Below are 25,205 nucleotides of genomic sequence, written 5' to 3'. Positions count from 1 at the left end.
GGGTTTGCGAATAGCGGAAACTGTAGACCTAGAAGCTTGCGGAGTCCTGGGGTTGCATGGCCGGATTGGTGGGAAAGAGGGACGTCGGCAAGCACGGCGCTGACGGCATGAATTAGCACTAGACTTTGAGAGGACAGTGTTCAGTCGGCGTCGAGAAGCGAGGAATGGGCTAATGGACAAGGTCGAGGTTGGAGACGTAATTGCGTTTAGAGAAAGCGATTCCATCGTCGGCCAATCTTTAAAAGCTCGGGTTGTGGACATTCAGCCTTCGGGGAAAGCCTCGTTTCGGTACTCCCTAGAGCTTGAGGACGGATCCATCCGTAAGGTCCCACGGCCGCGAATTAAGGGACCGTGGGCTAAGGCCGCTGAGATTGATGAACTAGTGAATCATCAGGTGAGACTTCACGCGCAACGAAGTGGGGAAGAGGAAGACAGTGCTGCAAGCTTCATGATTGAGAGTTGCCGCCTGGGAGAAGCCATAGAGCTGGGAAGCGGCGATGATTTTGTGATCACCGATGCGAAGGCTCTTGAAAAGCTAGTAGATTCCCCATTGGACGTGCTTTTGGAGGGAGTGCTATCCGCTCCCTGCAAAGAAGGGCTGCAAATATCTCCCCTTGGCGGAGTCCGCATTGTGCAAAGATTCGCGGAAGTCTCTCCTGATGAAGTGCTTGAGGTCGTGGCAAAAGAAGAGAAAGAGTGGAAATTTAAGCTCCAAGAGCATCACGGAATTAATTCTGCGCGATGGGAATGGGAATTCTATTGTGAGCACTACCGTCCGATGTTTGAACTCTGGCGTGAATGGTGCGGTTTTGCTGCGGTACGGAAGTACGAACGAGAAATAGCGGCTGAAGCAGAGGGGGCAAGGCTTTTCGGCTTGGCTCAGCGGCTAATCGAGATTATTGAAAAGAAACAGCCAGAGATTGCCCAAGTGTACCGGCAGGAACTACTTGCGGAGCAGATAACGGGCTCTTTCGGTTTCGGGGTGCGTAGCGGGTGAGGCAGAAAACGACGGGTTCAGCGGGTCACCACAACATGTAGGGTCCCTGGTGTGAAGATGAAAGTTCTTACCCAACCATCTAAACCCACCAGGGACCCGCACTGTGAAGCCTACTGGAAACCTCGTCGCCGACACCATCTGCCGTACTGCGGAAATCGGACTTGCTATCACCGGTGCCGCTGACGCCGGATCACTGACCCTCATTGAGGCTACGCCAGTAGCCGTTAGCGGCGTGTGCCCGGACTGCGGACAGCCAGGAAAGCTGCGCGACCACATCACCCGTCGACTCGTTGATCTTCCTGTTGTTGGATTCCCCACCAGGCTGCACGTAAAAGTCCTAAGGTTCCGGTGCACAGCCGCATCATGTAAGAGAAAGATCTTCCAAGAATCTTTAACCTGTGCTGATGACGGTGCCAAGCTCACCCACCGGGTCACCCGCTGGATCTTGCAGCGCCTTGCCATTGATCGGATGAGTGTGTCAGCTACCGCCAAAGCACTCGGTGTGGGCTGGGACCTGGTCAACCACGTCGCACTGGATGCTTGCCGCCAGCTTGTCTACGGCGACCCCCACCATCTAGACGGGGTTCGCGTCCTTGGAGTCGATGAACATGTATGGAAACACGCCAGAAAACCAGGCCAGGCATCAAACCGGCCTTTCAGCCCCATGGATTTCATGATGCTTGCGACCTTCTTGTGATTGATCGGAGGAAAGTCCATATCGTCATTGAGGGTTGCAGTGATGCGTTTAGCACCATAGAGTCCGTGCTCGTCATCGAAGATGGTCTTGATTCGTGCACCTATAAGAGCATCAGAACACATCTTTAGCCTGCGCTCTTCGCGGGTGTTGACCCATTTGTGATCGCGTTCGACGCCGTCGATGCGTTATCGGGTACAACAACCTGGCAGACCCCGCCGAAGTAGTCAAACGCTTGGCGGTGGGCATCAAGCCAGGACTGCTGCCGCTGGTCAACACACGCACAGGCAAACAGCATCCCTGAATACGGCAGCGAGGCGACGAAAATGCTGACTTTCTCACCCGGTGTGCCGGAAGGGGCGTACAGGCGCATTCTGGTCCCTGCCCAATCCACCTGCATCGTATGCCCTGGTGCGTGAGTGATCCGGGCGGTCAGCCCGGCCGCATCGACATGGGAGGCAACCAGCTGGCGGAACCGGTCGTAGCTGTAGTGCCGCTGGCCCGGCTGGGCGGGGGTGGTAGTGTAGCGAGTCCACAATACTTGCAGTGTCTGCTTCGCACGCCCTGTGCGTGCTTTAACGACCGCGTCAAAGTCAATCGGGACGAATTCGCCTTGCCCGCTGGTGCGTTTATCAACGAATATCTCATCCAGCTCGTCATTCGTCAACGCCGCGACCTGCTGGGCAGTGGTCAGGCCAAGGCTTCGCAGCGCTTGGTTCGCTCGGGAAATCGCGCGGTGCGAGCACCCGAGCTGGTCTTCAATCTGGCGGTAAGAACGCTTCCCTAAAAGCAGCGTCATCACCGCACGGTAATCCGTCATCAGCGGACTCCTTCCAGTACACGCCGCACCCGGATGGTGCGACTACCGGAAGTATCATCCCGAGCGCCCTGAGCTGCTACCAGATACTCACTAAAGCGCTACCGGATAGTCACGACACTGCTACCAAATAGCCGGTCGCAACACCGTTGAAAACAGCGAAACTTGCGTCCCTTTCGCCACCGTGAGCGTTGAAATAGTCTGCGACTCCTCCGGTGCGCGCATCGGCGTGGAACACAGCAGCTGTTCGCTCGACAGCAACGGCACCACCGTCCTCGCTGGCTCAGTGGCCACCAGCCTTGACGTCGCCATCAACCCAGAGCGCGGCTGGTGCACAGTCAACGGTGTCCGTAAAAGCGAACCGCATCGCCTCGCCCAAGCCGTTGATACTCTCACCTTTTCCCAAATCGTTTGGACCACAGTCCTCGAACCGGCCATCATTCTCGACGATGCCCCAGGAACCTTCACCGCCCATGGGGATGGGGACCGCGATATCGGTGTTGCCGGGGTAGTCCGAATACGCAGGACACTTTATAAAGTTAGCAGCGAATGCCTGTTCAAACATCGAATCAAGTGTTTGCAAGGAGAACTATACTGTGCGCGAGCAAGGAAGCTCATAGGCGAGATGGGGTCTTGAGTTAAGATTGGCTGTAGTTAGTTTTCCTTTATATTGGGAGTTTTTGCCATGGCAAAGAAGCTGCAATTGTCCGCTACTGACGAGCAAGCTTTATATGAAAATGCCCTTAATACGATCAATTTGGCATCGAAAATTCCATTTGTGAAGGTGGATCGCGCCGAATTCTTAAACAAGCATTTTGAGGGCTCACCCTACTTGGAAGAGATTCTTGAGCATGGTCCGCAGGCGGTTTTCTCACAGGCGACACTTCGAAAGCATGCCCAAAAGGTTGTAGCGTCCAATACAACCAAGACAGTTGCGGTATCTTTCGCATCCGGTATCCCTGCCAATGTCCTCGTAATGATTCCAGCTGGCGTTGCGGACGTTGTGCAATATTTTGGTTTTGCAATGCGTATGGCGCAACAGATCGCGTATCTGTATGGGGAAGATGAGCTGTTCGAGTCTAACGGGACGTCTGGCCTTTCAGATGAGGCAAAGAACCGTGTAATGGCTTATCTGGGTGGAATGTTCGGCGCGGCTGGTGCTGCTGCGCTGATTGCCAATACCTCCCAAAAAGTAGGGGCCCGGGTAGGCAGGAAGGTTGCTGGAAAAGCTTTGACCAAAACTGTTTGGTACCCCTTACTCAAGAAAACCGGCACGATGCTTGGCGCGAAGATCACCAAAAAGACCGTCGAGAAAACGATCACTAAGGGCGTTCCAGTTCTTGGTGGAGCTGTCTCCGGTGGAATTGCGTGGGCCTCGTTCAAGCCGATGGGCAAACGCCTTATTGACGTGTTCGAACGTCAACTAAATGGTGAGTTTGATGATATTGATGAATTGTTGCCAGAGTTTGCTGACAAGTTTGAAAGTAGACCCGCCAATCCTCCCGTAATTGATGGTGAAGTAGTCAGCGAGTAGGAGACTGCAGAGAACTTTCCGATTTGCGCGAGTTCCATTTGGCCCCTCCAGATATAGACTGCCAGTTGCCGTCCAAGGAGCTGGAGTCTGCGAATCGCCAAGTTTCTAACTTGCAGTTGCTCGTTGGCTGTGTCATCTGCATACGCAAAGAAAGTGTCTGATGGCCCGTAAATCAGGTCAGTCATCAAACCTAGAGACAATACTCGTTGAACTCACTCCATTAGGGGACGGGCGTGAGCCTGCTCGCTTGTTAGACATGGGAGCAGGACGCTCCGCAGAGGTGCTCAGAGGGTGGCTTAAGGGACGTGGCCCCTGCTTCCAGGAGCAGATGCAGGTAAGTAACAATGGACGGGTTCACTGGCTATGCCACCGCAGTCGAAGAACAACTACCACAGGCGAATAAAGTCATGGACCCGTTTCACGTCATGCACCTAGCAGCAGACAAACGATGCGCGATTTTGTCTAGAAGACCTTCGCTTTCCTGCAATGAAGGCTAAGGGGTGTTAGAAGAAACAGATTTGATCATCATCTCGTAATGAGCCTTATTGCCAGAATCGGTGAATATTCGTTGAAATGCTTTTAACCAGACCTCGCATGGCTCTGAAGTGATGGCAAAGTCGTCAGACTCGATGACCTCGTGCGAGCCGTGGTGAGTCCAAGCAATAAGAGCATTGTGTATGGATTGCTCTTCACTGGATAAGTCGTCGCCTAAAGAATAGAGGTCTGGGGCACCGCCCAAAGTTATGAAGTAGCTTTCCAGGATTCGGCGGAGAGTATTTGGTAGCCACCCGGGAGTCTCAATGCTTTTACCGTCTCCCAGATCTGTTACCGCTTTCCAAAGTTCCTGGTAGGAGGTTCGAACTGGATTGCTAGTACCGAAACATTGAATTTTATTTGGCGAAGGAGCGAGTTTCTTAATCCTAAAGAAACTCACGTCATCTTTTCGGCCTTGGCTGAGTCTAAATGCAACTTCGTTGTGGAACCGAGGATTATGGGTGAGAATAATGGCTTGCTTCACTCTCGGATGGGTTTTATCTCTGATTTCCTGCAACAATGCGCGAATAAGACTCGATACCACAAACATGATCGAATAGTCCAAGCTTGAAATTGGGTCATCGATGATAGCGATCAGTTCTTCGGTTTCATCTTTCCCGCGGACTGAAGAGAGGGACTGGTAATAGTAGAGAAAAGTTATAAAAGTTCTCTCCCCTTCGCTCAAAGTTAGGGGATCAATTGCGGTGCCATCGTTCCGAATGACAGTGTAACCGTCTTTCTTGTGCTTCGATTTAGCAAGGCGGAAGCTGTGGAATTGGCACTTTTCTAACATCTTGTTGATTTTTGCGATGGTTGACTCGCTGGAAACCGTTTCCGCTTCGAGGTCCCTGAGATTTTTTTCTGCATCTTTTACAAACTCGCGAGCCTGGATAACTTGCTTTTCCAATCCGGCGATCGCTTTTTCTAGTCGGTCAGTAGATGTCTTATAGTCATTCAAAGTACCGAAAGCTGAACCGTTTGCAAATGCGTTCCAGACTTGATCGAGCCACAACCTGCGCTCCTGTTCTTTTCTTTTTAGCACCTCGTTTCGCTGACTCATCTCTTTATACAATTCGTCCAGCATCTCTGAAAAATGCAGAATTGTCGCTTCTAGATCTGTTATAACTATTGCTCGACTTGGCTCTTGAATCTTTTGCCTCACCTTGGCTCGAGCCTCCTCCATGTGGCGCTCAAACTCGGCGCGTCGCTGAAGGTATATCCCGCCTGCGTCGACCTTTCTGAATTGGTCGTCATTCTCATCTAGGAAATTTGTGATGGCGTTGCTGAACTGTTCAAGCTTCGTTCTGGAGGATTCAATTGCATCTTTTCCCTGCTCGTACTCACGATCGAATAGTGAAGCTAGTGCTTTGTCGAACCCTGCAGGTAGCTCCTGTTGGCAGAAAGGGCAGCGGTCTTCCTCGTGCTTATGCATTTCTGCCAGGTGTTCCTGGCCTTCTGCGACCCAGTCGAACAGTTTAAATTCTGATATCAGCCGCGACAGTGGCAACTCTTTAGCTGGGATCAGGGGCTTCGCTAAAAGGGCTGGCAGACTTTCAAAAAGGTGAAGTTCAAGGCTAGGGCGACCTGGGATCTTGAACTCTTTCGCAGTCTCGTCAAAAAGAAGTGCTGCCTGGCTTTCTAGTGAATTCCAATCTGGGGCGATGGAGTTTCCATTAAATTTTTTTAAAGAATTACCTATGAGACTGTCAACACGTTTACTTCCTGTCCATTTTTCGGCGATGTTCTTGGGGATAGATTTTTTGATATCCTTAAGTGTCTCGCCCAGTTGGCCTTTTCGCGCGCCTAACTCGGACTGCTTTTGAACTAGGGCATCCCGCTTTTGATTGAGATTGTCATTTTGTCGTTTTCTTTCTTCTCTAGCTTCGATGAGTTGTTCCTCGAGCTTGATGCTGTCGGAGCCGAGTAGAAAAACGCCTTCGAGTTCTGAACCTGCAAACGCTTTGCGTTGAAAGTCCGAGTTGAACACTCTTAGAGATATAGGCGCAGAGTGGTCCCATTTTAAAGCGCTTTTGGGCGAGGTAAGTAGGCGCGTGATCGATGTTTTTCCTGATCCGTTGGGGGCAAAAACGAAACTATTAGGCGTGAGGCCGTCCAATTTCTGGTCATTTGCAAAGCAGTGCAATTCGCTTAGGTCAATTTCTCGTAACAACGGTTATAGCCTTTCCTTGTTCGATACGCTTCACTCTACATTCGGAGCTGAAGGACGGATCCGGAAAGTGTCTCGAATTTGAGAATGCTAGGCAGATAAGTTGACTAAAACCTGCCGACACGAGTGAACCCCTGCTTGGCTATGGTCGAGCTTCTCTTTCTGAAGGCTGCGGTGAGGACTGGGACGTTGGCATCGAGAAAGTCGTGCACGGTGGCAGAGATGTTCTCCTCGTCATCAGCATCGCGAGTGATTCGGCCAACCTGCTGAATGACAACGCCACGGAAGCTTACAGGCGCTGCCAGGACAAGAGTATCAAGTGCAGGAAGATCAAAGCCTTCGCCGGCTACTTGGGACATGGCTAAAAGGACAAAATGCGGTGTTGCGGCAAGTTTCTCACGAACGGCTTGCCTCTCGCTTGCCTTTTGTCCGCCGTGCAGCTGAAGGACGGGAAAAGGGGCGTCGGAAAGCAATGCGTTGAGGGCGGCGAGGTGTTCGCGTCGCTTCACTAGGACGAGCACATTCTTTCCATTCTGGGCGGCCTGCCTGATGGTGTCAGCGATGAGCTGATTCCGGTTCTTATCCGCCGCCAGAGCGGTGTCGAGGTCGGGCCAGAACAGGTAAGGGGAATCGTAAGTGAACTCGGTGTTGTGGACTACGTAGTCGCGGCGTCCGGGGCGTTTGAGCTCGACGGTATGGCGGACAGGGCCGCAGATCAGGGGAAGCAGCTTATCGAGGCCGTCGGATCGGTACGGTGTCGCGGTCATACCGAGCATAAAACGAACGTTGAGGTGAGCTAGAACGTTGGTTAATCCGGCGGCACCGACTCGGTGGCATTCATCAACGATGATGTGGCCGTAGCTGGAGAGAAAGTCAGTCTTGGAATCGCTACGGCTGATGGACTGAGCTGTAACAATGTCTACCACGCCGCTGAGCTTCTTCTTGGCACCTGAGTATTGGCCTACCTGTACTTCCGGGAGAAACTGCTCGAGGGCTTGGCGCCATTGGGTAGCCAGCTCCCTCGATGGAACTATCACTGCCGTGGGCACTGAGCGCTGAGCGATAATTGCACACGCCATGACGGTCTTTCCAGTGCCGGGAGGAGCAATGAGCATTCCAGACTTGTGTTTGAGCATCTGTTTGACAGCTGCGTGCTGGTAGGGACGTAGCTCACCGGAGAATGACGCATCAATGCGTCGGGGCTTAGGTGTGCGGCTGCGACGTGTGACCGTATATCCTGCAGTTTTCAAGATTATAATGACGTCATCGAGCGTGCCGCGGTCGAGCGTGAGGACTTGGTCCTTCTCATCAAAACGTACGATGATCCGTGGAGTGCCGAAAGTGGAGAAACGCTGGGCCTGTTTTATATAAAACTGTGGGTTGGCAATAGCACCTAGGTGCCGCAGGGCTGTACGAGTGGTGGCGTCGACGCCTGATAAATCGACGTGGACGTGTGAATCGTGCGTGACGTGGACTTTTCCCGAGGCTTTGAGCTTCTTTAGTTCTGCGCGAGTGGGTGCCTGAGGAAGGGAGGTCTCGGGATCGGGCTGAAGCGCAGCGTAGATTCTCTTGAGCTCGGAAAGCGTTGACTTCTTCGTACTTGCCAAAGCCTCGAATTGGTCTGGCAATGGATGAAAATCATTGTCGACGAAGACTGTTGTGCCTTCGGATCGATGGTGGCCCGCTAATGGGAGGGCAATCAGGTTGCCGAAGCCACGGCTTTTCGCCGGCAGTGTGTCTTGGGATGGAAAGAATCGGTCGAAACTGGAGAAGTAGGAATCCGGGCTGGCCTTGGCAAGAAGCCCGATGCCTACAGAACGAGCGAGGCTGGCGGGAATGGGCTCTTCGAAGAAGAGCCAGACGTGCGCACCGTTCCCAGAACGTGATACTTCTAGGAGCGCATCGAGGCCGTGGTTCTTGCATTCTTCGGCGTAGGAACGAGCGGCTTGTTTGAAGTCGTCATCATCAAAATCGCAGACCAAAAGCCGGCAACTATCATCTGTACACAATGGATAAAGCCCGACGTGGAAGTGGTTATCTCGGCGCAAATGTCCTTCGATCACCTTCGGCGTCAATGGCTTCAGGTCAGGGTTTCTTCGGTCATAGTAGCCGTTGCTGGCCGGGTACCAGGCCTTCTTCTCCGCAGTATTTTTGGCCACTGCGTAGACGTCTTTCCTCCCCGAGAAGTAATCCATGAAGAGCGCAATCTTCTGCTCCGGTGAGCGCTTTTCAGAATGAACGGTAGTCGGCGGCGGTGAGTCTGAAGGCCTCGGGTGTGAAGGAGCATGACCGAGGGCCCGCAGTAGCTGGGCTACCTGGGACTCCAATTCGCTAACGCGGGTTTCAAGCGCTTGGAGGCGTTCCTGTTCAGTCATGGTGCGTGTTCCTTGTACGTCGGAACTGGTTTATAGGACGGCATGCGGCTAAAGGTCTTGTCCGTCCAACGTTGTATTGCCTAGAATAATCGCACGATCTGGCTGCCGGAACGCCGCACGCCGTCCGTAAGACTCCTGATTGGCCATTGGACCTGATGAAAATCCAGTTCGTGTTGAGTATCTAAAGCGGCGCTGAGGCGGATCAGCGCTGAATCTCTTGACTGAATCGGGCTACATGAGGAATAGTTTGAGCTAGGAGCAGCCCTACATCACGTACAGCTGCTCGACCCTCACCGAGGCTACTGGCAGGTGAGGGTCAATTAGTTTTGCGGGTTAAGGCCCAAATGTTTGGCTGGCTCGGCGTGTCGGTGCGGTTAGAATTGGCCTTTTGGGTGCCGATTGAAGAGCCCTGGGTTTGTTCCGTTTGAGTAGATGGGAAAATCAGGGACAAATCAAAATTTGGTCCAAAGATTTGAAGTTCGGTAGCACGCTTGCAGCTCCAGGGCGCAGGTTGAAATAGTTAGGGCCGTGGGCGCAGCTTAGGCCGCGTCCACCTGGTCGCCTTGTATCTCTACGCTGCCCATGAAGTACCGTGAATGCGACTTCCTCAAGGACTCCAGGGAAGGCGCTGAGATATGGGCAATCTCAACGTTAGGATCGTCAATCGCTGCTTCGCGGCGGAGGCGTTCCTTTAAAGCTTGAGCCGAGTCCGAGAATTGCTCTATGACGGACTCGCCCGAGCTGCGTCTGTACGTGATTATGAAATCAGTCATTAATCTGCTCGCTTTCGATAGGAAGGTCAGTAAGGGAGTCCTGTAGTTTTCTCAGCGCTTTGAGGGTGCCAGTGTTGTTCTCGGCTGTGTCGGCTAATTTTAACTCATAGTTCGCCATATTCGTATAGAACTCAGCTCGGATTCTGTGCATATGCGGGTCTACGGGGATGGCTCGTGATGTCGCGACTATGGACTGCAAGCTACTCTGCACTGTTTCGTATCCGTCTTCCAGATCGGACTCGATGTTGTAGAAATTTTCAGAGATTTCGAGTAAGTCTTCCCATACAGATTGTAAGACGGGATGTGCAGGACGGTAGTCATCTTCGTATCGGATTCGTCGGCCGGTAAAATCTGCCAGTTTTTCAAATGTATTTGCCCATTCAGCTTGTAGCTGGGTGCGCAATTGGATTTCCACGCGACCGGTAGTTTTACTCGTAACCCAAACATGTACCGCGCGGTATCCCCGCTGAGGATTCGAGAGGTAATTCTTGATGGTTACCTCCGCATTGGCTTGCTTGACTAAAACTTCAATAACCTGGGCAATCTCAAGAAGTATGGAGTGAGTCGCGCCCAGATCGAATCGAACACCGGCGAAGTCTTGCATCGCCGATAACCGGGATCCTCTGTTAATTTTGTCTGCAATCGATGACCTAGTCTTGACTCGGGCAGATTGCACGACCTCGAAAGGTCCTCGTCCGTCGACCTTTATGGAGCGAACTGCAAGCGAAACCAGCTTCGACGCCGCGTCTTTTAACCATTCGTACCAGGTAATAATTTCCTCTTGGCAATCCGGCGGTGTACTGCGCTTTCCTGCATAGAACTCCCCCAACTTATCTATCTGTGAGTTTGAGAAGGGACGTTTCTCACAAAGGAAGTTGGCGTCGATACTCGTTTCGTTGCTCACTGCTAGCCTTTCCCCGAGCCGGACACAAAGATTTCAAATGTGCACAGCCTCAATTTAATAGAAGTTGGTCAAGTATGTGAAAGGTCTAGCTTTCTCTCAAGTGAATCCCTGCCTGGCGATGGTTGTGCTCTTCTTTCCGAAGTATGTGACAAGGGCAGCGATCTTTGCGCTGAGAAAGACATGCACGTTTGCGGAGATTCATTGCTTGTCAGCGGTATCGCGGGTGATTCGGTCAAACTGCTGAATGACAACGCGGCGGAAGTTTACGGCGCGGCCAGCACAAGAGTACCGAATCCAGCAAGCTGTTCACGGACCTCTTGCCATTCAGAGACTATTTACCTGCAATGGAGCTGACGGACCGGGAGAGGCGTCGGCAAGCTTAGCGGTGGCAATGGACGCGATGGTGAGCAGACTGAAAGTAAGGAAGTCTACGTGGCGTGGATGATGCGGAAGCCGGACACGCCAAGGGAAAGCAGCCTCAAGCTCGCCGGACTGCAAGGACCACAAAAGCCTGATTACATGAATGTGTCCTAGGGCCAGGTGCGTGCTTTCATCTAGATTTCGCTTTCACCTCATGCCTTACACAGCGGGCGTTGGTAGCGTCGTATTACATACCGCATCAAGCACCCGCAGGAGGCCATTCTATGGACGAGGATATTACCGGGCTGCTCGTATGTGCCGGGGCAGTGCTTGTCATGGTGCTCTACTGGACCTACTACATCCGGGACGTGCGGAGGGAGCCCAGATCGGAGTCGTGGTACGACGCTGGCGACTCTATAGGTGCGACGAGTGACGGCGTCCTCTTTATCTATCCTTACTGCTCGCTCATTATGGGCGCTGCTGGTGCCGCGGGGTTGGTCGCGAGTGCTAATCCTCCCGAGTTTGTGCACATGGTGCTGAAGGTAGTGCTCACGGCAGCTCTCGTCATCGGAGCCGTTGGATTCACAGGAGCGGTCGGAGTTCCGCTTCCGTGGCCTTTTGTTCCGCATTGGGTCGTTGACATCCGCAAGAAAAAGCGCGCTCGACGGCGCGAGCGCAGAGAAGCCAAGAGAAGGGCAAAGGATAAATAGCGCTGGCGGCTTTCTCGGGGCGGAACGAGCGCGATGCGCCCGTTACGTGAGAAAGCTTCCGCGCCCGTCCGAGCACACCGCTGCGGCAGGGACCTAGTCCTCCGCCACGGTCACGTTCACGTCAATGTTGCCGCGCGTGGCCTTGGAGTAGGGGCAGGCCTCGTGGGCGGCGTCGGCAAGCGCCTGCGCAGTTTCCTTGTCCGCGCCGGGGATGGTGACCTCAAGCTCCACGCTGATGAAGAAGCCCTCGGAGCCGTTGTTGAGGGTCACGCGCGCGCCGACGGCGGAGTCGGTGACGTCCGCGCCCTTGTCCTTGGCCACCATAGTGAGGGCGGAGTGGAAGCAGGCGGCGTAGCCGGCGGCGAAGAGCTGCTCCGGGTTGGCGCCCTCACCGCTGCCGCCCAGCTCCTTCGGGGCGGCCATGGTGAAGTCCAGGTCCGAGTCTTGGACGGCGGTGCGGCCATCGCGGCCGGCGCCGGTGGAGAGTGCTTCGGTGGTGTAGACAGCGGTCATGATGAATCCTTTCGTGCAAGGGAATTTGCACCAATGATTGTACGCTGCAAATCCGAAATTCTTAAGAGCCGGCAGTCACGAGCGCGCGCAGGGCGTCCAACGCTGCGCGGGAGGCGGTGGTGGAGCGCTGGCTGAGTGGGCTGCGCGCGGAGGAGAAGCTAGCCAGGTGCTCGTCGGTGCCGTGGGTAAGGCAGGATTCGCCGGCGGCGGTCTTGTCTACGGACCAGAAGCCGTTGGGGTCCAGGCCCAGCTCGCTGGCGCGCTCCAGGACGCTGTAGGTGTGGGAGGTAAACACCAGCTGGGCGCCGTGGACGTTGATGGTGGGGTCGTTGAAGGCGTGAATCATAAAGTCCAGCAGGGCGGGGCGCAGCGTGGCGTCGAGCTCGTCGGCAACGAGGATGCCGCCGCGCCGCAGGACGCTGAGTAGCACCGGAGTGGTGGCCAGCCAGTCGCGCGTGCCGCCGGATTCATCGAGGATGCCCAGGCAGTAGTGTGCAGCCTCGCCGCGGTGCTCCACCATCACGGCGTACAGCAGCGAGGTGAGTTCGGCGTCGGAGTAGGTCAGGGAGGCGTCGTCAAGCGGGGCAGGGCCATCGGTACTACTCAGCGCGGCAATGACCGGGCGCAGCTGCCGGAAGGAGTGCTCCGGGATGCACTCCTGGTCCAAGCGGACGTAGTGGATGTTGGGGTCGGCGGCGCGCAGCAGCGGCCCGGCCTCCTCTAGGCGCAGCGTGCCCTCCCGCATGAGCTGGGTGAGTCGCTCGGCGCTGCCGCGGGAAGCGCGGGAGTGGGGGAGGTAGGCCACGTTGTCCACCAAGGCGCGCGCGAGCGGGGCGAGCACAGGGTGGTCCTTGCGCAAGCCCACGGACAGGATCAGCTCGGTGTGGGTGACTGGGCCGAGTTTGTCGACGTCTCCCCGGGACATAAACGTCCGCGTCCACTGCGTTTCCTCCCCACGGGATCGCACAAAGCACGGCGACCACCTACTGGACGGCACTCTGCTCAGCCACTCCGCGTGGACGCCGGTAAAACTCCACTGGAAGCCGTAGAGGTAGCGCACCCCGGCGACGTCGAACTCCAGCTCAAACGTGCTGGGCAGCGCCTGCGTGCGCGGGTCCAGGCGGAAAGGGTTGTGCGGCAGCTGGTTGGGTGCCGCACCCTCAAGCCACGAGGTAGCAGAGGAGGCAATGGCCCGCAGCGCGAAGTCTAGGGCGTCCAAAACGCTGCTCTTGCCGGAGGCTGTCGGGCCCACCAGCACCGTCACCGGCTGGCTCACCAAATCCCAGCCGTCCTCCGGCGGAGTGGAGTGCCGCCAGTGGTGGTACAGAGAAAGTGTTTGGGTGGCGCGGATGCTGCGGAAGTTCGACACACTGAAGGAGAGGAGCCTCATGCAGGCCACGCTACAAGGTCGGGCGGGTGCGTGCGGGGGTTGTTGGGGGTCGATCCAGTGGGGGCGCTTTAGAAAATATGAGACATCTCTCACATGCAGCGGTTAGGAACCCTAGAAAGCTGGAATAAGTCGGTTTGGTCGAATCAGTAGAAGCATTTGAAAGGAACCCAATCCAACTAAATACGATCTGCGCGATAGGCTCAGACCTATGGTGATTATCGACGGACGCACCGATCTTGAAAAATTTCAGCAGCTAAGAAATTATCCCGAAGGCACGAATCTTGAGTTCAAATCAAACCTTGATCTTAGAAACTCAAGAGACAAACTCAACTTAGTCAAAGACATTGTAAGCATGGGGAATCGCCCTTCTGGTGGCTACATCATTCTCGGGCTTGATGATGATGCAAACCTTGTGCTCGAAAAAGGGAGCATCGAAAACCGAGGTCTTTTTGACGGTGCATCGCTCGGCTCTATGGTGCGGCAGTACATTGAGCCAGAGATTCACATTTCATCACAGTTTCATGAAATAGACGAGTATGAGATCGTAGTTATTCTTGTTCATGCTCACCAATCAGGGTTGCCGGTTCCATTCAGTAAAGATGGTCAATACCAGGACGCTAGGAATAGGACTAAGAGCGTTTTTCGGGAAGGGGATTTGGTCGTAAGGGAAGGGCCTCAAAACGTTGCAGTTAGATTCAAGCATTGGGAAGAACTGCTTGCTTCCTATGCTGAACGAATTCGTGTGGAAACACGACAGAATCTTGATGCGCTTGTTGTCCAGCTAGCCAAGAGTCTTACAGAACAGGACGCAACTGGGCGAGTAATCTCCCTTCCTCTTTCATTAGAGATGCCACTTGAAGCATTCGTCAACACAGTTGAGAATCAGTTGCTTTCAGGTGTGTCCGTCAGGATAGAGCAGTTTTTGCAATCGCTAGCGTCTTCGAATCTGTCTCAAGAAAAAGAGGAGCTGGCAATAGAAAGAGTTAGCGTTCTTGCAGTTCAAGCGCTGTGGTTTCAAAAGCAAGATGTGGCAAGGTTGTGCGTTGGGTATTTAGTGAGGAGCTATTCACAAGGGGAAACATCTCCCGAGATGAAGCTTCAGTACGCCACTTACGCCTACATAGTCGGAGCTTTTGCCCTGCGTACCCAACAGTGGACCTTTATCCGTGAACTAGTCTTGCAGAACTATCGGGATGAATTTGGCACATATGTCTGGGCCTCGTGGATTCGGCATGCGCAGGTTGCGGCCTCGAGAGCAAACTTATTTCCTCCGCAAACTGGTGGGATGATGATTACGCTTGCTCGGAAGATTCTTGCGACTCAAGGCACATTGCGCCCAGATATCGATGAAGACGGCCTACCAGCAATTGAAGCCATTAGTCCTGACGATGAGCTGTTAAACTCGCTGGCACAATTTGACTTCTTGTATTGTCTCTTGGTCGAGGTTGAAGGAAAGGGGATGGCCGGGGGATACCCTGCATCGGCATCGGGAAATCAACGTCGCGTGGACCCTATCCTTATCAATATTTCTACTGATGCGCGTGTGCGTCACGAATTATTTGGGCAATCCGACGACCTCAGCATTGCCCGTGGGATTCGAACGGTGTTTAATTCTGCGCGTAACGAATCACTCAGGTATGCAGGGTACTGGTCAGAACTTCCGCCTTCCGTTGGAGAATTCATTGGCCCGCTCTTAGGCAGCGAGGCCTAAGGCCTCGCAATCTTCGTTATGTGCCGATTACCTGCTGTGGGCTTAAAATGTGGAACCCAAAAAAGTAGTTCGGCCAGTGCGGCGGTCCGGAAATCTCGCTAGTCCCTAGCCTGGTGGGAATTGCTGTTTCCTCACCCCGCCGATTAATGTTGCGGGGAGCGGATTCCCCGCGGCGCCCGATATCTGGCTGGTTGTCGGTACGGGTGCTCGAATAGGGAATACGCGGGGCTATAGCTCAGTCGGTTAGAGCTACGGACTCATAATCCGTTGGTCCCGGGTTCGAGCCCCGGTGGCCCCACCACTGCGATGCTATCCAGGGCGGATACTATAGCCCACATGAGTGTTGAGATGGACCCGTTGATCGAGTCTCTGTATTACTGGTCCGATATCATCGGTGTCCTCCTCATGGGCATGATTGGCGGCACCATGGCCCGCCAGCGCGGCTATGACATTGTGGGATTCTTCTTCATCGCGATGTTCTCCTCACTGGGCGGCGGCATGATCCGTGACGTGCTCATTAACCGCGGCACGGTGGCGGCGATGAGCCAGCCGGAGTACTTGTACCTGGCGTTCGCCGGCGCCATCCTTGCGCGTTTCGTGTACTTCAAGGGCAAGACCTGGGATTATGTGCAGTCGCATGGGGATGCGATTGTCTCGGCACTGTGGGCGTCAACAGGCGCGCTCAAGGCCATCGCGTACGGCTTGCCGTTCATTCCCTGCATCATGATGGGCGTGTTCACCGCCACGGGCGGCTCCATGATCCGTGACATTGCGATGGGCCGCGAGCCGGCCGTCTTTGGTGACAACACCCCGACGGTGATCCCGGCGGTGGCGTGCGCGCTGGTGGTGCTGGGGGCGAACTCCTCCGGGTACTTGGCCTGGGGAGTCATCCTGGGCCCGGTTGTCTCCTTCGTGCTGACCCTGCTGGGCATCTGGGTGGGCTGGCGCGTACCAGCACGCCAGGAGTGGGCGCCGGTCAATGACACCGCCGCGCACGTCATGGTCTTGGCGCGCAAGGCGGAGAACAAGGGGCGTGCGGTGGGCCGCCGCCTGGAGCCGACGAAGCTGCGCTCCTGGCGGCACAGTCAGATGGAGAAGGCCCTGCAGCGCCGTATCGAGCGCGAGGTCCGGGCGGGCAAGCGGCGCGCGGACGCGGCTGTCGACGCGTCCGAGTTCCTCGATTCCTTCAACGAAGAAGTCGCGGAGATGGCGCAGGCACAAGCCGAGTCGCAGGCGGACAACCAGTCGGACTTCGGCGTGGACTTGACCGGTGATTCCTATGATCAACAAGACCCGACGGGCTCCTCGCCGAGGGAGATGCTAGACCTGATTTTGTCGGACGAGAGGCTCACCGATGAATTGGTGGAGAAGCTTGTGCGAAAGTACGAAAAAAGGGATGATTAAATGCTAAAGGCAGGTGATGAAGGTGATGAAGACACGTGCGCGCGTGGTGGCGGTGCTGACGGCGGCCGCGGTGGCGTCGGCAAGCAGTGCCTGCACCACGGAGCCCGACGCGGTGGACGTGTCGGGGCTGGACCTCATCATTACGGATACCTCTGACCCGCAGACCGCGCTTATCCCGGCGGATTCCGCCGACGTGCCGGGGCAGACCGTTATTAACCTGCTCTATTCGGGGCTGATGTACCTGGACAAGGACGGCAACCCGCACAATGACATGGCGGAATCCGTCACCCAGGTTGATGACACCACCTATGACGTGGTGATTAGGGATGATGCGGTGTTCGCGGACGGCTCCGCCGTGGACGCCCAGGATTTCGTGGCCACGTGGAACACCGCGGTGCGCCAGTCCCTGCTGGCCGCCCATAACTTTGAGCCCATCCAGGGCTACAACGAGGGCCAAGACACCATGCGCGGGCTGAAGGTGACGGGGGAGAAGACCTTCCGCATTAAGCTCTCCCGGCCTACCGCCGGGTTCATCGAGCGCCTGGGGTACTCGGTGTTTTTCCCCATGCGCTCCGAAGACCAGGACAAGCTCAGCGAGCGCGGGGAGGACCCGATTGGCAACGGCCCGTACCAGCTGGCCTCCTGGGAGCACGATAAATCCCTCATTGTGGTGCCCAACCCGAAGTATGACGGGCCGCGCACCCCGCGCAACGAGGGCATCGAGTTCAAGGTCTACCGCGACGTCGATAAGGCCTACCAGGACCTGCTTGATGATGACCTGGATGTGCTCACCCTCATCCCGGACGAGCGCCGTACCACCTTCCAGGATGATCTGGGGGAGCGGGCGGTGAACCAGCCCACCTCCTCGATTCTGGAAATCACCATTCCCGCCAATGACTCCAACTTCCGCGGGGAGGCCGGGCTGCTGCGCCGCCGGGCACTCTCCATGGCTATTGACCGCGAGAAGATTACGCGCGACTTGTTCCACGGCACCGCGACACCCGCCCGCGGCTTCTCGGCCCCCATTGGCAACACGGAGCCGTCGCGGCCGCAGGACACGTCCTTCTTTGAGTACCACCCGGACCGCGCGCGGGAGCTGTGGGCCGAGGCAGAAAAGCTCGATCCGTTTGAGGGCACGTTCAGCGTGGCCTACAACAACGATGGCAGCCACGGGCCGTGGGTGCGCGCGGTGACGGACCAGATCTCTGCCACCCTGGGGATCTCCGCGGAGCCGCAGCCCTTCGACACGTTTAAGGAGCTGCGCCACGAGGTCACCGCCCGCCACATCACCGGTGCCTTCCGCACCTCCTGGCAGGCCGAGTTCCCGGATGAGATCACCTTCTTAAGCCCGCTCTTTGCCTCCCACTCCGCGGCCAACGAGTCCGGGTTCAGCAGCTCCGAGTACGACGAGCTGCTGCAAAAGGCGGGCGAGGCCCGCACGAAGGACGAGGAGCGCGAGTACTACTCCCAGGCCCAGGACCTGCTGGTGGAGGCCATGCCGGCCATCCCGCTGTGGACGCCGAACGCGGTGGGCGGCTACGGCACCGACATCGAGCCGGCATCCTTTAGCTGGAAGCCAATCCCGGACTATCACAACCTGCAGCGCAAGTAGTCTCCCAGTCCGTTTTCAGCGGGGGAGACTACGCTGGCGCCAATGTTGAAGTATTACCTCTTCGCCGCGTGGCAGGCCATTGTGGACCACGCCCTGCCGCTAGCAGGGATGCTGCTCACGGCGATTCTCATTCCGCGTATTGGCCGGCTGGCCGTGCGCATCATTGAATCCCGGTTGGATGAGAACCAAGAGACCACCAAGGCCCGCCTGGCGCTGGCCGGCGCGCTGGTTTACGTGGCCCAGGCAGTGGCGTATTTCCTCCTGGTGCTCGCCGCGCTGTCCAACCTGGGCGTGCCGGCACTGGGGGCGGCCATCCCGGCCACGGTGGTTTCTGCCGCCGTCGGTTTCGGCGCGCAGAAGATCATCGGTGACTTCCTGGCGGGCTTCTTCATCTTGTCGGAGAAGCAGTTCGGCGTGGGCGATTACGTCAGCTTCGACGGCGTGACGGGCGTGGAGGGCACGGTGGTGTCCCTGACGCTGCGCACGACGAAGGTGCGCACGCCCACCGGTGAGGTGGTCATGGTGCCCAACGGCTCGGCGGGCGTGGTGACGAACTATTCCCAGGAGTGGTCCCGCGCCGTGGTGGACATTGCCATCCCGGTGCACGAGGGCGAGTCCCTGCCGGCGATCACCTCCCAGGTGGAGAAGATTTCCCACCGCGCCATCCGCGGTGCGGACATCCGCTCAGACGTGGCGGGCGAGCTCGACGTCCTGCCGGCCACTGGCCTGGTGGCGCCGACGGCGGCGGGCCAGCCCTGGCAGGTGAAGTACCGTGTGCTGGTGCAGGTCAACCCCGCGCGCCAGTGGGCGGTGGAGCGCGCCATCCGCTCGGCGCTGCTGGCGGCGTTCTGGGACCACTACAAGCTGCCGACGGCGGACGCCGTGCTTGACGACGTCTCCCCGGCCCCCACCGCCGACGATGCCCCTTCTGATTCCGTGAGCGCCGCGCCCACGGAGGTATTCGCGAGCGCTGCGGATGATGAGTCCGCGGACTCCCCGGAGCAGGCTGCCGCCACGGCTACGGCCACCGAGAACACCGACAATGGCCCGGGCAAGCCTGCCTTTAAGGACCCCGCTGAGGACGAGGAGGAGGACGAGCCGCGCCGCGGGATCTGGCGCGCGGATACCCCGAAGTCCAAGTGGGAGTACTTCTGGACCCTGGGCGGGCGCGTGCGGGCGTCCACCACCGCGCTGTTTGCTGGCGTGGCCGCGGTGGGCCTGCTGCTGTTGGCCTCCGCGAACCCGGATGGGACGAGCGCTGGCTGGCTCTCGCCGGCGCGCTGGAGCAGCGGCAACGCCCCGGAGTCAGCCGCGCCGCAGCCCCCGGGCACAGAAGCCACCACAGAGCCCGGGGCCTCTACTGCGCCGGCGGAGCCGACAGCACTGACGGAGGAGAGCGATACCACCGAGGCCACCGCCCCGACGGATACGATGGCGCCCGAGCAGCCCACCGGCACCACCGCGCTGACCGAGCCGGCCACGGCGACCACGGTTAGCAACGGCCAGGAGAATTTCACGGAGCCGGAGCGCACCACCGCGCCGGCAGCGCCCACCGCGGGCGCGACGCACACCCCGGCGCCGGGGGCAGAGACCACCGCGGCGACGGCCGCCCACTAGTCCCATCAGTAGCCCTGCGCTAGGCCCTGCGCTAGGCCCTGGCTAGGCCCTGGGCGCTAGTTCACGAAGCCAGTGCCCGGGCGGAAGGTGAGCGCCACGGCCTCCCGGACCGGGGAGCCCGGCGTCAAGATATCGTCCACCCGGAGCCAGTGCATCCGGGCCTCCTCGCGGGTGATGGTGACGTAGCTATAGCCGTGGTTATCCAGATCCACGTGGCGGCAATGTGGGTTGCCGGCCAAGAGGATCTGCCGGGCCAGCCGGGTCACCGAGTTTCCCTGCCGAAGGTGCAGGGCCTCGTTGATATTGGGCGCGGTCACCGAAGCACAGACCAACTCCGCGCCCACGATGTCGCCACCCTTAGAAATGGTGTGCGCCCACTCGGTGTGGATATCACCGGTGAGGAAGAGAGCGTTGGCGGGGGAGGCCTGAAGGACGTCGATAAGCGCCCGGCGCTCTGCCGAATAACCGTCCCACTGATCCCCATTGACGGGGATGCCGGTGATGTTGTCCGTCAGCGCCGAGGAAACCTGCCGGGTGGTGGCATTGTCCTGGAGGGTGACCAGGTTGAGCGGTGAAAACATGACGGAATTGCCCAGCACGTTCCACGCGGCCTGGGAGGTCTCAATCTTGCCCAGCAGCCAGTCATACTGCTCCGAGCCCAGCATGGTGCGGCCCTCCTGGCCAAAAGCTACGGGGTTCCAGGACACCTGCTGGTCGCGGTAGGTGCGCAGATCCATCATGGTCAGCTCCACCAAGTCCCCGAAGGTCAGCGAACGATAGAGGTGCCCGGCCTCCGAGGGGGACGTGGCGCGCACCGGCATCCATTCGAAGTAGGCGCGCATGGCCGCGGCCTGGCGCTGGCCCCACGGGCCCTCCGTGGCTGGGTCGTGGTTTCCGGCGCCGCCGGACCAGTTGTTGTTGGCAATCTCGTGGTCATCCCACACCGCCACCCACGGCAGCGCGGCATGCGCCGCCTGGAGCTCCGGGTCGGTGCGGTAGCGGCCGTAGCGGGTGCGGTAATCCGCCAACGTCACGATCTCGTGCGCCGGGTGGTGCAGGCGCACCGGGCCGAAGCCTGCGTGGGTCTCGGCGGCGTACTCGTAGAGGTAGTCCCCGAGGAAGACCATGTAATCCAGCTGCCCGCTACGCCCGCGCCGGGCGATGTCACTGTAGGCGGTGAAAAAGCCCGACTCCCAGTTGGCGCACGAGGCAACACCGAACGTCAGGGCATCCGGTGACGCATCCGGCGCCGGGGCGGTCTTGGTGCGGCCGACGGGGGAGACCGCGCCATCCAGGGTGAAGCGGTAGAAATACACCGTGTCTGGGCACAAGCCGTGCGGGTCCACGTGGACGGTGTGGTCGCTTTCCGCAGTGGCCTGCACGCTGCCGCGCTGGACCACCTGCGTCATGGCCTCATCGGTGGCCACTTCCCATCCCACCGTGACCTCGGGGCCGGTCCCGGAGCCGGGGCGCGCCTCCGGGGTGGGGCTCACACGGGTCCACAGCACCACCGAATCCGGGATCGGATCTCCCGAGGCAACGCCGTGGAGGAAGGGCGGGGTGCCCTCCGGCGGCTCCACCATTCCCAGGGCCGAGGAGGTGGTGGGATCCGCGGCGTGTGCGGCGGAGCTAGCAAGAGAGGCGGCCGTGGCGGTAGCCAGGCCCGTGGCGTGGAGGAGGCGGCGGCGAGTGAAAGAGCGGCGCATAGCTCTAAAGGTTTCTCGCTTGCGGGAGGCTCGCAACTTTTAGCGCGAGAATTCTTTCGCCGGTTAAGTGAAGTTTTCCTGGGCGTTACGTGCTTTACGTGGCGGCCACCCCCGGGGTCCCGCGTGATTCCTTTCCGGCGCTGAGAGGTCTATAACTTAGAATTATGAAGAAGATTGCCAGCGCTCTCATTGCTGTTTCCCTGCCGCTATCCATGACTATCCCAGCCTCCGCGCAGGTTGCCGAGCCGGCCGCTGCCGTCGGCGCGGTGGCCCCTGGCGCGGAGTCGCCCTCTGACACCGATGCGGCCGGTCCTGCCGATGCCGAGCAGGAGGGCTCTTCCCAGGGTGAGAAGATCGCTCTGGGTGTGGGCATTACCGCCGCGGTGCTCGCCGCCGCTGCCGGTGGCGCGTTCTGGGCTGTGCAGCAGGGCCTGATTCCGAACCCGCTGCCGGGCATCATTCCTTCCCCGGCGGCGCCTGCTCCTGCACCCGCACCTGCCCCTGCCCCTGCGCCGGCCCCGGCTCCAGCACCTGCGCCGGCTCCTGCTCCCGCGCCTGCGCCGGCCCCGGCTCCCGCACCGCGCCCGGCGGCGGCCTACCAGAATTGCACTGATGTGTGGAACGCCATCAATCGTCCGATTCGCTACGGGGAGCCGGGATTTCGGTCCAAGTTTGACCGTGAAGGCGACGGTGTGGGCTGCGAGATCGATCCGCGCTAAAGTCCGTTAAGCTAGGGCACATGAGCGCACTTTCCTCCCTTGAGTCCTGGCCCGTCGATACCGTTGCCGGTGCCCTAGTGCACCGCGGCGAGGTAGTGGAGCAGGTGGGGGATGCCTCCCACCGCTTCCCGGTCGCGTCCGTGACCAAGCTCGTGGCCGCCTATGCGGTGATGCTGGCAGTGGAGGAAGGCGCTGTGGAGCTGGAGCAACCCGCCGGTCCAGAAGGCTCCACCCTGCGCCACCTCTTGGCGCACACCTCCGGAGTGGGCTTTGATACGCGGGAGTCACAGAAGTCGGTGGGGCAGCGCCGCATCTATTCCTCGGCGGGCTACGAGTGGGCCGCCGAGGAAGTTGAGCGCGCCACCGAGATTGCGTTCCCGGACTACCTGGCGGAGGGTGTGTGCCAGCCGCTGGGGATGCGCGCCACCACGCTGGAGGGCTCCGCGGGACACGGGCTGGTCTCCACAGTGGAGGACCTCGCCGCATTCGCCGCGGAGGTGCAGTCCCCGCGGCTTCTGGCCGCACAGACGGTCGCGGAAATGCGCACCGTGCAATTCCCAGGCCTGCGCGGCATCGTGCCCGGCTACGGCAGCTTCAAGGACTGCACGTGGGGACTGGGGTTTGAGATTCACGGGGACAAGGAGCAGTGGATGGGGGCGCTGCCGGCGGATGCCGTCGGCCACTTCGGCATGAGCGGCACCTACCTGTGGGTGGCCGGCGAGTGGGCCATGGTGGCCCTGACCGATAGGGACTTCGGGGACTGGTGCAAGCCGCTGTGGGCGGAGACGAACTCGGCGGTGTGGGAGGACCTTCAGCGTCGCTAGGTGGGCTGTCCTCCCCGTCGGCTGCTAGCGGGGGTGACGGAGGAGTATAAATTCGTGCAACTGTTGGGGTAGCTGAGTGCTGGTGTTGCTGATGTGAATCATGTGGCGCCGATTGGCGGAGAAAGTCTCAACGTCAGGTTGAGGCAGCGGGGGCTTAAGTGCAGGTTGAGGGTTGTTGGGGTGGAAGTGGCGGGGGAAAATTGTGGGCACATTGACGCTCACTGTCACTCAATGTGGCGTGAGATGACTAAATGACAAGGCAAGTTCGTAGGGGAAGACGAAGCTCGTCTTGCGCCGGGTCCTTCCGGCGTGCCGTCATTGACGTCAAAGGAGTCAAGGAGTGAATCTTCGCGTTCACCCGCAGTCGGCGCACCCGCCGGTGCTCAGCGCTGCGGAAGAATGGCCGAACCGTGCTAGCGGTGAGGTCCGCACTGCCGTGCTGCAGATTTCGGGCATGCCCCGCACTCTGCGCCCGGCCATCGAGCGTGCCATGGCGCGCTGCATTCGCACGGAAAGTGAGTTCATCGTTCCGGGCGATGACCCGCTGACCGCGCAGTGGTGTACCCGTTGGCACCGCGATGGCGGTTGGGATCCCGTCAGCGGGCGCACCACGCCCGCGGGAATTGGCTGCCACCAGGTCATCACCGGCACGCCCAGTGAGCTGGAGGCGCTCGATAGTGCGGTGGGCCTGGTGGCAGGGGAGTACGGCTTCCACGCCGCGGTTACGCGCGCCTAGAAATAGCGCGCGTGCGGAGCCGCTGCTAGTCCTGCTCGAAGGGATCGAGGATGCGCTCCGGAAGCTCCGCCACGGAGTCGATGATGCGGCTGGGGCGGAACGGGTAGCGCTGGATCTCGTGGTTATCGCTGATACCGGAGCGTACGAGAATGGTGCGCATGCCGGCCTCCAGGCCCGACTTGACGTCGGTATCCATGCGGTCACCGATCATGACGGTGTTCTCCGAGTGCGCGCCAATGTTATTCAGCGCGCTGCGCATCATGACCGGGTTCGGCTTGCCCACGTAGTACGGCTCGCGGTTCGTAGCGGCGGTGATGAGGGCTGCGACCGCGCCCGTGGCCGGAAGGACGCCCTGCGGTGCCGGGCCGGTGACGTCCGGGTTGGTGGCGATGAATCGCGCGCCGGAGCGGATGAGGTTAATCGCGGTGGTAATCGCCTCAAAGGAGTAGGTGCGGGTCTCACCCAGCACCACGAAGTCAGCGTCAGTATCGTTGAGAATCCAGCCCGCTTCATGCAACGCGGTGGTGAGGCCCGATTCGCCCACCACGTAGGCGGTGGACAGGCCCGCCTGGGTGGACAGAAACGCGGCGGTGGCGGTGGCAGAGGTCCAGATGCGCTCCGCCGGGATGTCCAGGCCGGTGTTCTGCAGCCGTGCGGCTAGATCCCGCGGAGTGGACATGGAGTTGTTGGTGAGCACCATGTACTCGATGTTGTTGTCCTTGAGCGCCTGAATGAACTTGTCCGCGCCGGGAATCATCTCCCCTTCCTTGATGAGGACGCCGTCCATGTCAGACAGATACGAAATCACGAGTGTTCCTCCAGATAGTCAGCAAGTTCGCCCACGGTGGAAAGAGTGAGCATGGTTTCCTCATCAAGGCGTACCCCGAAGGATTCCTCGATGCGAACGGCTAGCTCGATGCGCTCGAGCGATTCCACCCCGAGATCCTCCAGGCGGGCTTCGCGCTCGAGGCCCTCGTCAACGCCCGTGACCTTGGTGATGAGCCGGGTCAGCTCGCCGTAAGAATCGGCAGCGGGCTCCTCACTGGTCGGGGCAGTGGCGCCGAATTTGGCGTGGAGTTGTGCGGAGAGGTCATTAGCCATGTCCTTC

The 25,205-nt window shown here is 58.5% G+C and carries 22 protein-coding genes, 1 tRNA gene and 1 pseudogene; 13 read left to right on the top strand and 11 right to left on the bottom strand.

From position 1 onward, the window contains the following. Positions 1 to 172: 172 nt before the first annotated feature. Both ACLI1P_RS09630 and ACLI1P_RS09625 read left to right on the top strand, forming a co-directional pair. Positions 173 to 997 (top strand): hypothetical protein, encoded by an 825-nt coding sequence (locus ACLI1P_RS09630; RefSeq protein WP_411708715.1) that lies wholly within the window; start codon positions 173 to 175, stop codon positions 995 to 997. A 103-nt stretch (positions 998 to 1,100) separates the two neighbouring features. Next, positions 1,101 to 1,625: pseudogene (locus ACLI1P_RS09625) on the top strand (transposase family protein); the annotation flags it as partial. Here the strand turns inward: ACLI1P_RS09625 and ACLI1P_RS09620 are convergent. The 3 genes from ACLI1P_RS09620 to ACLI1P_RS09610 all read right to left on the bottom strand — a co-directional run bounded on the left by ACLI1P_RS09620 (position 1,553) and on the right by ACLI1P_RS09610 (position 3,073). After that, positions 1,553 to 1,816: a transposase gene (locus tag ACLI1P_RS09620; RefSeq protein ID WP_411708714.1), complete on the bottom strand. Its 264-nt coding sequence runs from the start codon at positions 1,814 to 1,816 to the stop codon at positions 1,553 to 1,555. The pseudogene ACLI1P_RS09625 and the gene ACLI1P_RS09620 overlap by 73 nt on opposite strands. A 2-nt stretch (positions 1,817 to 1,818) precedes the next feature. Continuing rightward, the gene (locus tag ACLI1P_RS09615; RefSeq protein ID WP_411708713.1) at positions 1,819 to 2,511 is read right to left on the bottom strand and encodes a hypothetical protein; all 693 of its coding nucleotides are present in this window, start codon (positions 2,509 to 2,511) and stop codon (positions 1,819 to 1,821) included. Positions 2,512 to 2,791: 280 nt separating this feature from the next. Continuing rightward, entirely contained in the window at positions 2,792 to 3,073 is a 282-nt protein-coding gene (locus ACLI1P_RS09610; RefSeq protein WP_411708712.1) for a hypothetical protein, read from the bottom strand. A 120-nt stretch (positions 3,074 to 3,193) separates the two neighbouring features. On the opposite strand from ACLI1P_RS09610, the gene ACLI1P_RS09605 reads away from it, so the two are divergent. Then, positions 3,194 to 4,042 carry a hypothetical protein gene (locus ACLI1P_RS09605; protein ID WP_411708711.1) on the top strand — a complete coding sequence of 283 codons (849 nt, stop codon included), beginning with the start codon at positions 3,194 to 3,196 and terminating at the stop codon, positions 4,040 to 4,042. A gap of 344 nt (positions 4,043 to 4,386) precedes the next feature. After that, entirely contained in the window at positions 4,387 to 4,539 is a 153-nt protein-coding gene (locus tag ACLI1P_RS09600) for a transposase (protein WP_411708710.1), read from the top strand. Here ACLI1P_RS09600 and ACLI1P_RS09595 read toward each other — a convergent pair. The 3 genes from ACLI1P_RS09595 to ACLI1P_RS09585 all read right to left on the bottom strand — a co-directional run bounded on the left by ACLI1P_RS09595 (position 4,536) and on the right by ACLI1P_RS09585 (position 10,795). Then, positions 4,536 to 6,719 (bottom strand): AAA family ATPase, encoded by a 2,184-nt coding sequence (locus ACLI1P_RS09595; protein ID WP_411709714.1) that lies wholly within the window; start codon positions 6,717 to 6,719, stop codon positions 4,536 to 4,538. The genes ACLI1P_RS09600 and ACLI1P_RS09595 overlap by 4 nt on opposite strands. A 131-nt stretch (positions 6,720 to 6,850) precedes the next feature. Beyond that, positions 6,851 to 9,118 carry a TOTE conflict system archaeo-eukaryotic primase domain-containing protein gene (locus ACLI1P_RS09590; protein WP_411708709.1) on the bottom strand — a complete coding sequence of 756 codons (2,268 nt, stop codon included), beginning with the start codon at positions 9,116 to 9,118 and terminating at the stop codon, positions 6,851 to 6,853. A gap of 765 nt (positions 9,119 to 9,883) precedes the next feature. Then, positions 9,884 to 10,795, bottom strand: a complete 912-nt coding sequence (locus tag ACLI1P_RS09585) for a hypothetical protein (RefSeq protein WP_411708708.1) — start codon at positions 10,793 to 10,795, stop codon at positions 9,884 to 9,886. A 644-nt stretch (positions 10,796 to 11,439) separates the two neighbouring features. Between ACLI1P_RS09585 and ACLI1P_RS09580 the strand changes: the two genes are divergently transcribed. Continuing rightward, positions 11,440 to 11,865 (top strand): hypothetical protein, encoded by a 426-nt coding sequence (locus tag ACLI1P_RS09580; RefSeq protein WP_296133055.1) that lies wholly within the window; start codon positions 11,440 to 11,442, stop codon positions 11,863 to 11,865. 93 nt (positions 11,866 to 11,958) lie between these two features. Here the strand turns inward: ACLI1P_RS09580 and ACLI1P_RS09575 are convergent, their stop codons facing one another. Both ACLI1P_RS09575 and ACLI1P_RS09570 read right to left on the bottom strand, forming a co-directional pair. Next, complete coding sequence (locus ACLI1P_RS09575; RefSeq protein WP_411708707.1) at positions 11,959 to 12,378, bottom strand: organic hydroperoxide resistance protein; 420 nt, start codon at positions 12,376 to 12,378, stop codon at positions 11,959 to 11,961. A 61-nt stretch (positions 12,379 to 12,439) separates the two neighbouring features. Further along, positions 12,440 to 13,768 carry an AAA family ATPase gene (locus tag ACLI1P_RS09570; RefSeq protein ID WP_411708706.1) on the bottom strand — a complete coding sequence of 443 codons (1,329 nt, stop codon included), beginning with the start codon at positions 13,766 to 13,768 and terminating at the stop codon, positions 12,440 to 12,442. A gap of 208 nt (positions 13,769 to 13,976) precedes the next feature. Between ACLI1P_RS09570 and ACLI1P_RS09565 the strand changes: the two genes are divergently transcribed. From ACLI1P_RS09565 to ACLI1P_RS09545, 5 genes are all read left to right on the top strand, one after another. Further along, the gene (locus ACLI1P_RS09565) at positions 13,977 to 15,479 is read left to right on the top strand and encodes a helix-turn-helix domain-containing protein (RefSeq protein WP_411708705.1); all 1,503 of its coding nucleotides are present in this window, start codon (positions 13,977 to 13,979) and stop codon (positions 15,477 to 15,479) included. A gap of 224 nt (positions 15,480 to 15,703) precedes the next feature. Beyond that, positions 15,704 to 15,780, top strand: a tRNA-Ile gene (locus ACLI1P_RS09560). Positions 15,781 to 15,815: 35 nt separating this feature from the next. Beyond that, the gene (locus ACLI1P_RS09555) at positions 15,816 to 16,883 is read left to right on the top strand and encodes a trimeric intracellular cation channel family protein (RefSeq protein ID WP_411708704.1); all 1,068 of its coding nucleotides are present in this window, start codon (positions 15,816 to 15,818) and stop codon (positions 16,881 to 16,883) included. A gap of 25 nt (positions 16,884 to 16,908) precedes the next feature. After that, on the top strand, positions 16,909 to 18,495 hold the full coding sequence (locus ACLI1P_RS09550) for an ABC transporter substrate-binding protein (protein WP_411709713.1): 1,587 nt from the start codon (positions 16,909 to 16,911) through the stop codon (positions 18,493 to 18,495). 42 nt (positions 18,496 to 18,537) lie between these two features. Then, on the top strand, positions 18,538 to 20,112 hold the full coding sequence (locus ACLI1P_RS09545; protein ID WP_411708703.1) for a mechanosensitive ion channel domain-containing protein: 1,575 nt from the start codon (positions 18,538 to 18,540) through the stop codon (positions 20,110 to 20,112). Between the two features lie 56 nt (positions 20,113 to 20,168). Here the strand turns inward: ACLI1P_RS09545 and ACLI1P_RS09540 are convergent, their stop codons facing one another. Beyond that, positions 20,169 to 21,818: an alkaline phosphatase D family protein gene (locus tag ACLI1P_RS09540; protein WP_411708702.1), complete on the bottom strand. Its 1,650-nt coding sequence runs from the start codon at positions 21,816 to 21,818 to the stop codon at positions 20,169 to 20,171. A 164-nt stretch (positions 21,819 to 21,982) separates the two neighbouring features. Between ACLI1P_RS09540 and ACLI1P_RS09535 the strand changes: the two genes are divergently transcribed. The 3 genes from ACLI1P_RS09535 (at position 21,983) to ACLI1P_RS09525 (ending at position 24,097) form a co-directional block, all read left to right on the top strand. Continuing rightward, a complete protein-coding gene (locus ACLI1P_RS09535; RefSeq protein ID WP_411708701.1) occupies positions 21,983 to 22,537 on the top strand; it encodes an excalibur calcium-binding domain-containing protein in 555 nt (184 codons plus the stop codon). Between the two features lie 20 nt (positions 22,538 to 22,557). Next, complete coding sequence (locus tag ACLI1P_RS09530) at positions 22,558 to 23,361, top strand: serine hydrolase domain-containing protein (RefSeq protein ID WP_411708700.1); 804 nt, start codon at positions 22,558 to 22,560, stop codon at positions 23,359 to 23,361. Positions 23,362 to 23,701: 340 nt separating this feature from the next. Then, the gene (locus tag ACLI1P_RS09525) at positions 23,702 to 24,097 is read left to right on the top strand and encodes a hypothetical protein (protein ID WP_411708699.1); all 396 of its coding nucleotides are present in this window, start codon (positions 23,702 to 23,704) and stop codon (positions 24,095 to 24,097) included. Between the two features lie 25 nt (positions 24,098 to 24,122). On the opposite strand, the gene ACLI1P_RS09520 is transcribed toward ACLI1P_RS09525, so the two are convergent. After that, on the bottom strand, positions 24,123 to 24,905 hold the full coding sequence (locus ACLI1P_RS09520; protein WP_411708698.1) for an HAD-IIA family hydrolase: 783 nt from the start codon (positions 24,903 to 24,905) through the stop codon (positions 24,123 to 24,125). Beyond that, on the bottom strand, positions 24,902 to 25,198 hold the full coding sequence (locus ACLI1P_RS09515; protein ID WP_411708697.1) for an acyl carrier protein: 297 nt from the start codon (positions 25,196 to 25,198) through the stop codon (positions 24,902 to 24,904). Before ACLI1P_RS09515 ends, ACLI1P_RS09520 begins: the two co-directional genes overlap by 4 nt. Between the last annotated feature and the right edge of the window lie 7 nt (positions 25,199 to 25,205).

This window comes from Corynebacterium tardum, from assembly GCF_046717785.1.
In the GTDB taxonomy this organism is placed as follows: domain Bacteria; phylum Actinomycetota; class Actinomycetes; order Mycobacteriales; family Mycobacteriaceae; genus Corynebacterium.
The sequence above is the reverse complement of the archived record's forward strand: the minus strand, read 5'-3'. Positions and strand labels throughout refer to the sequence as shown.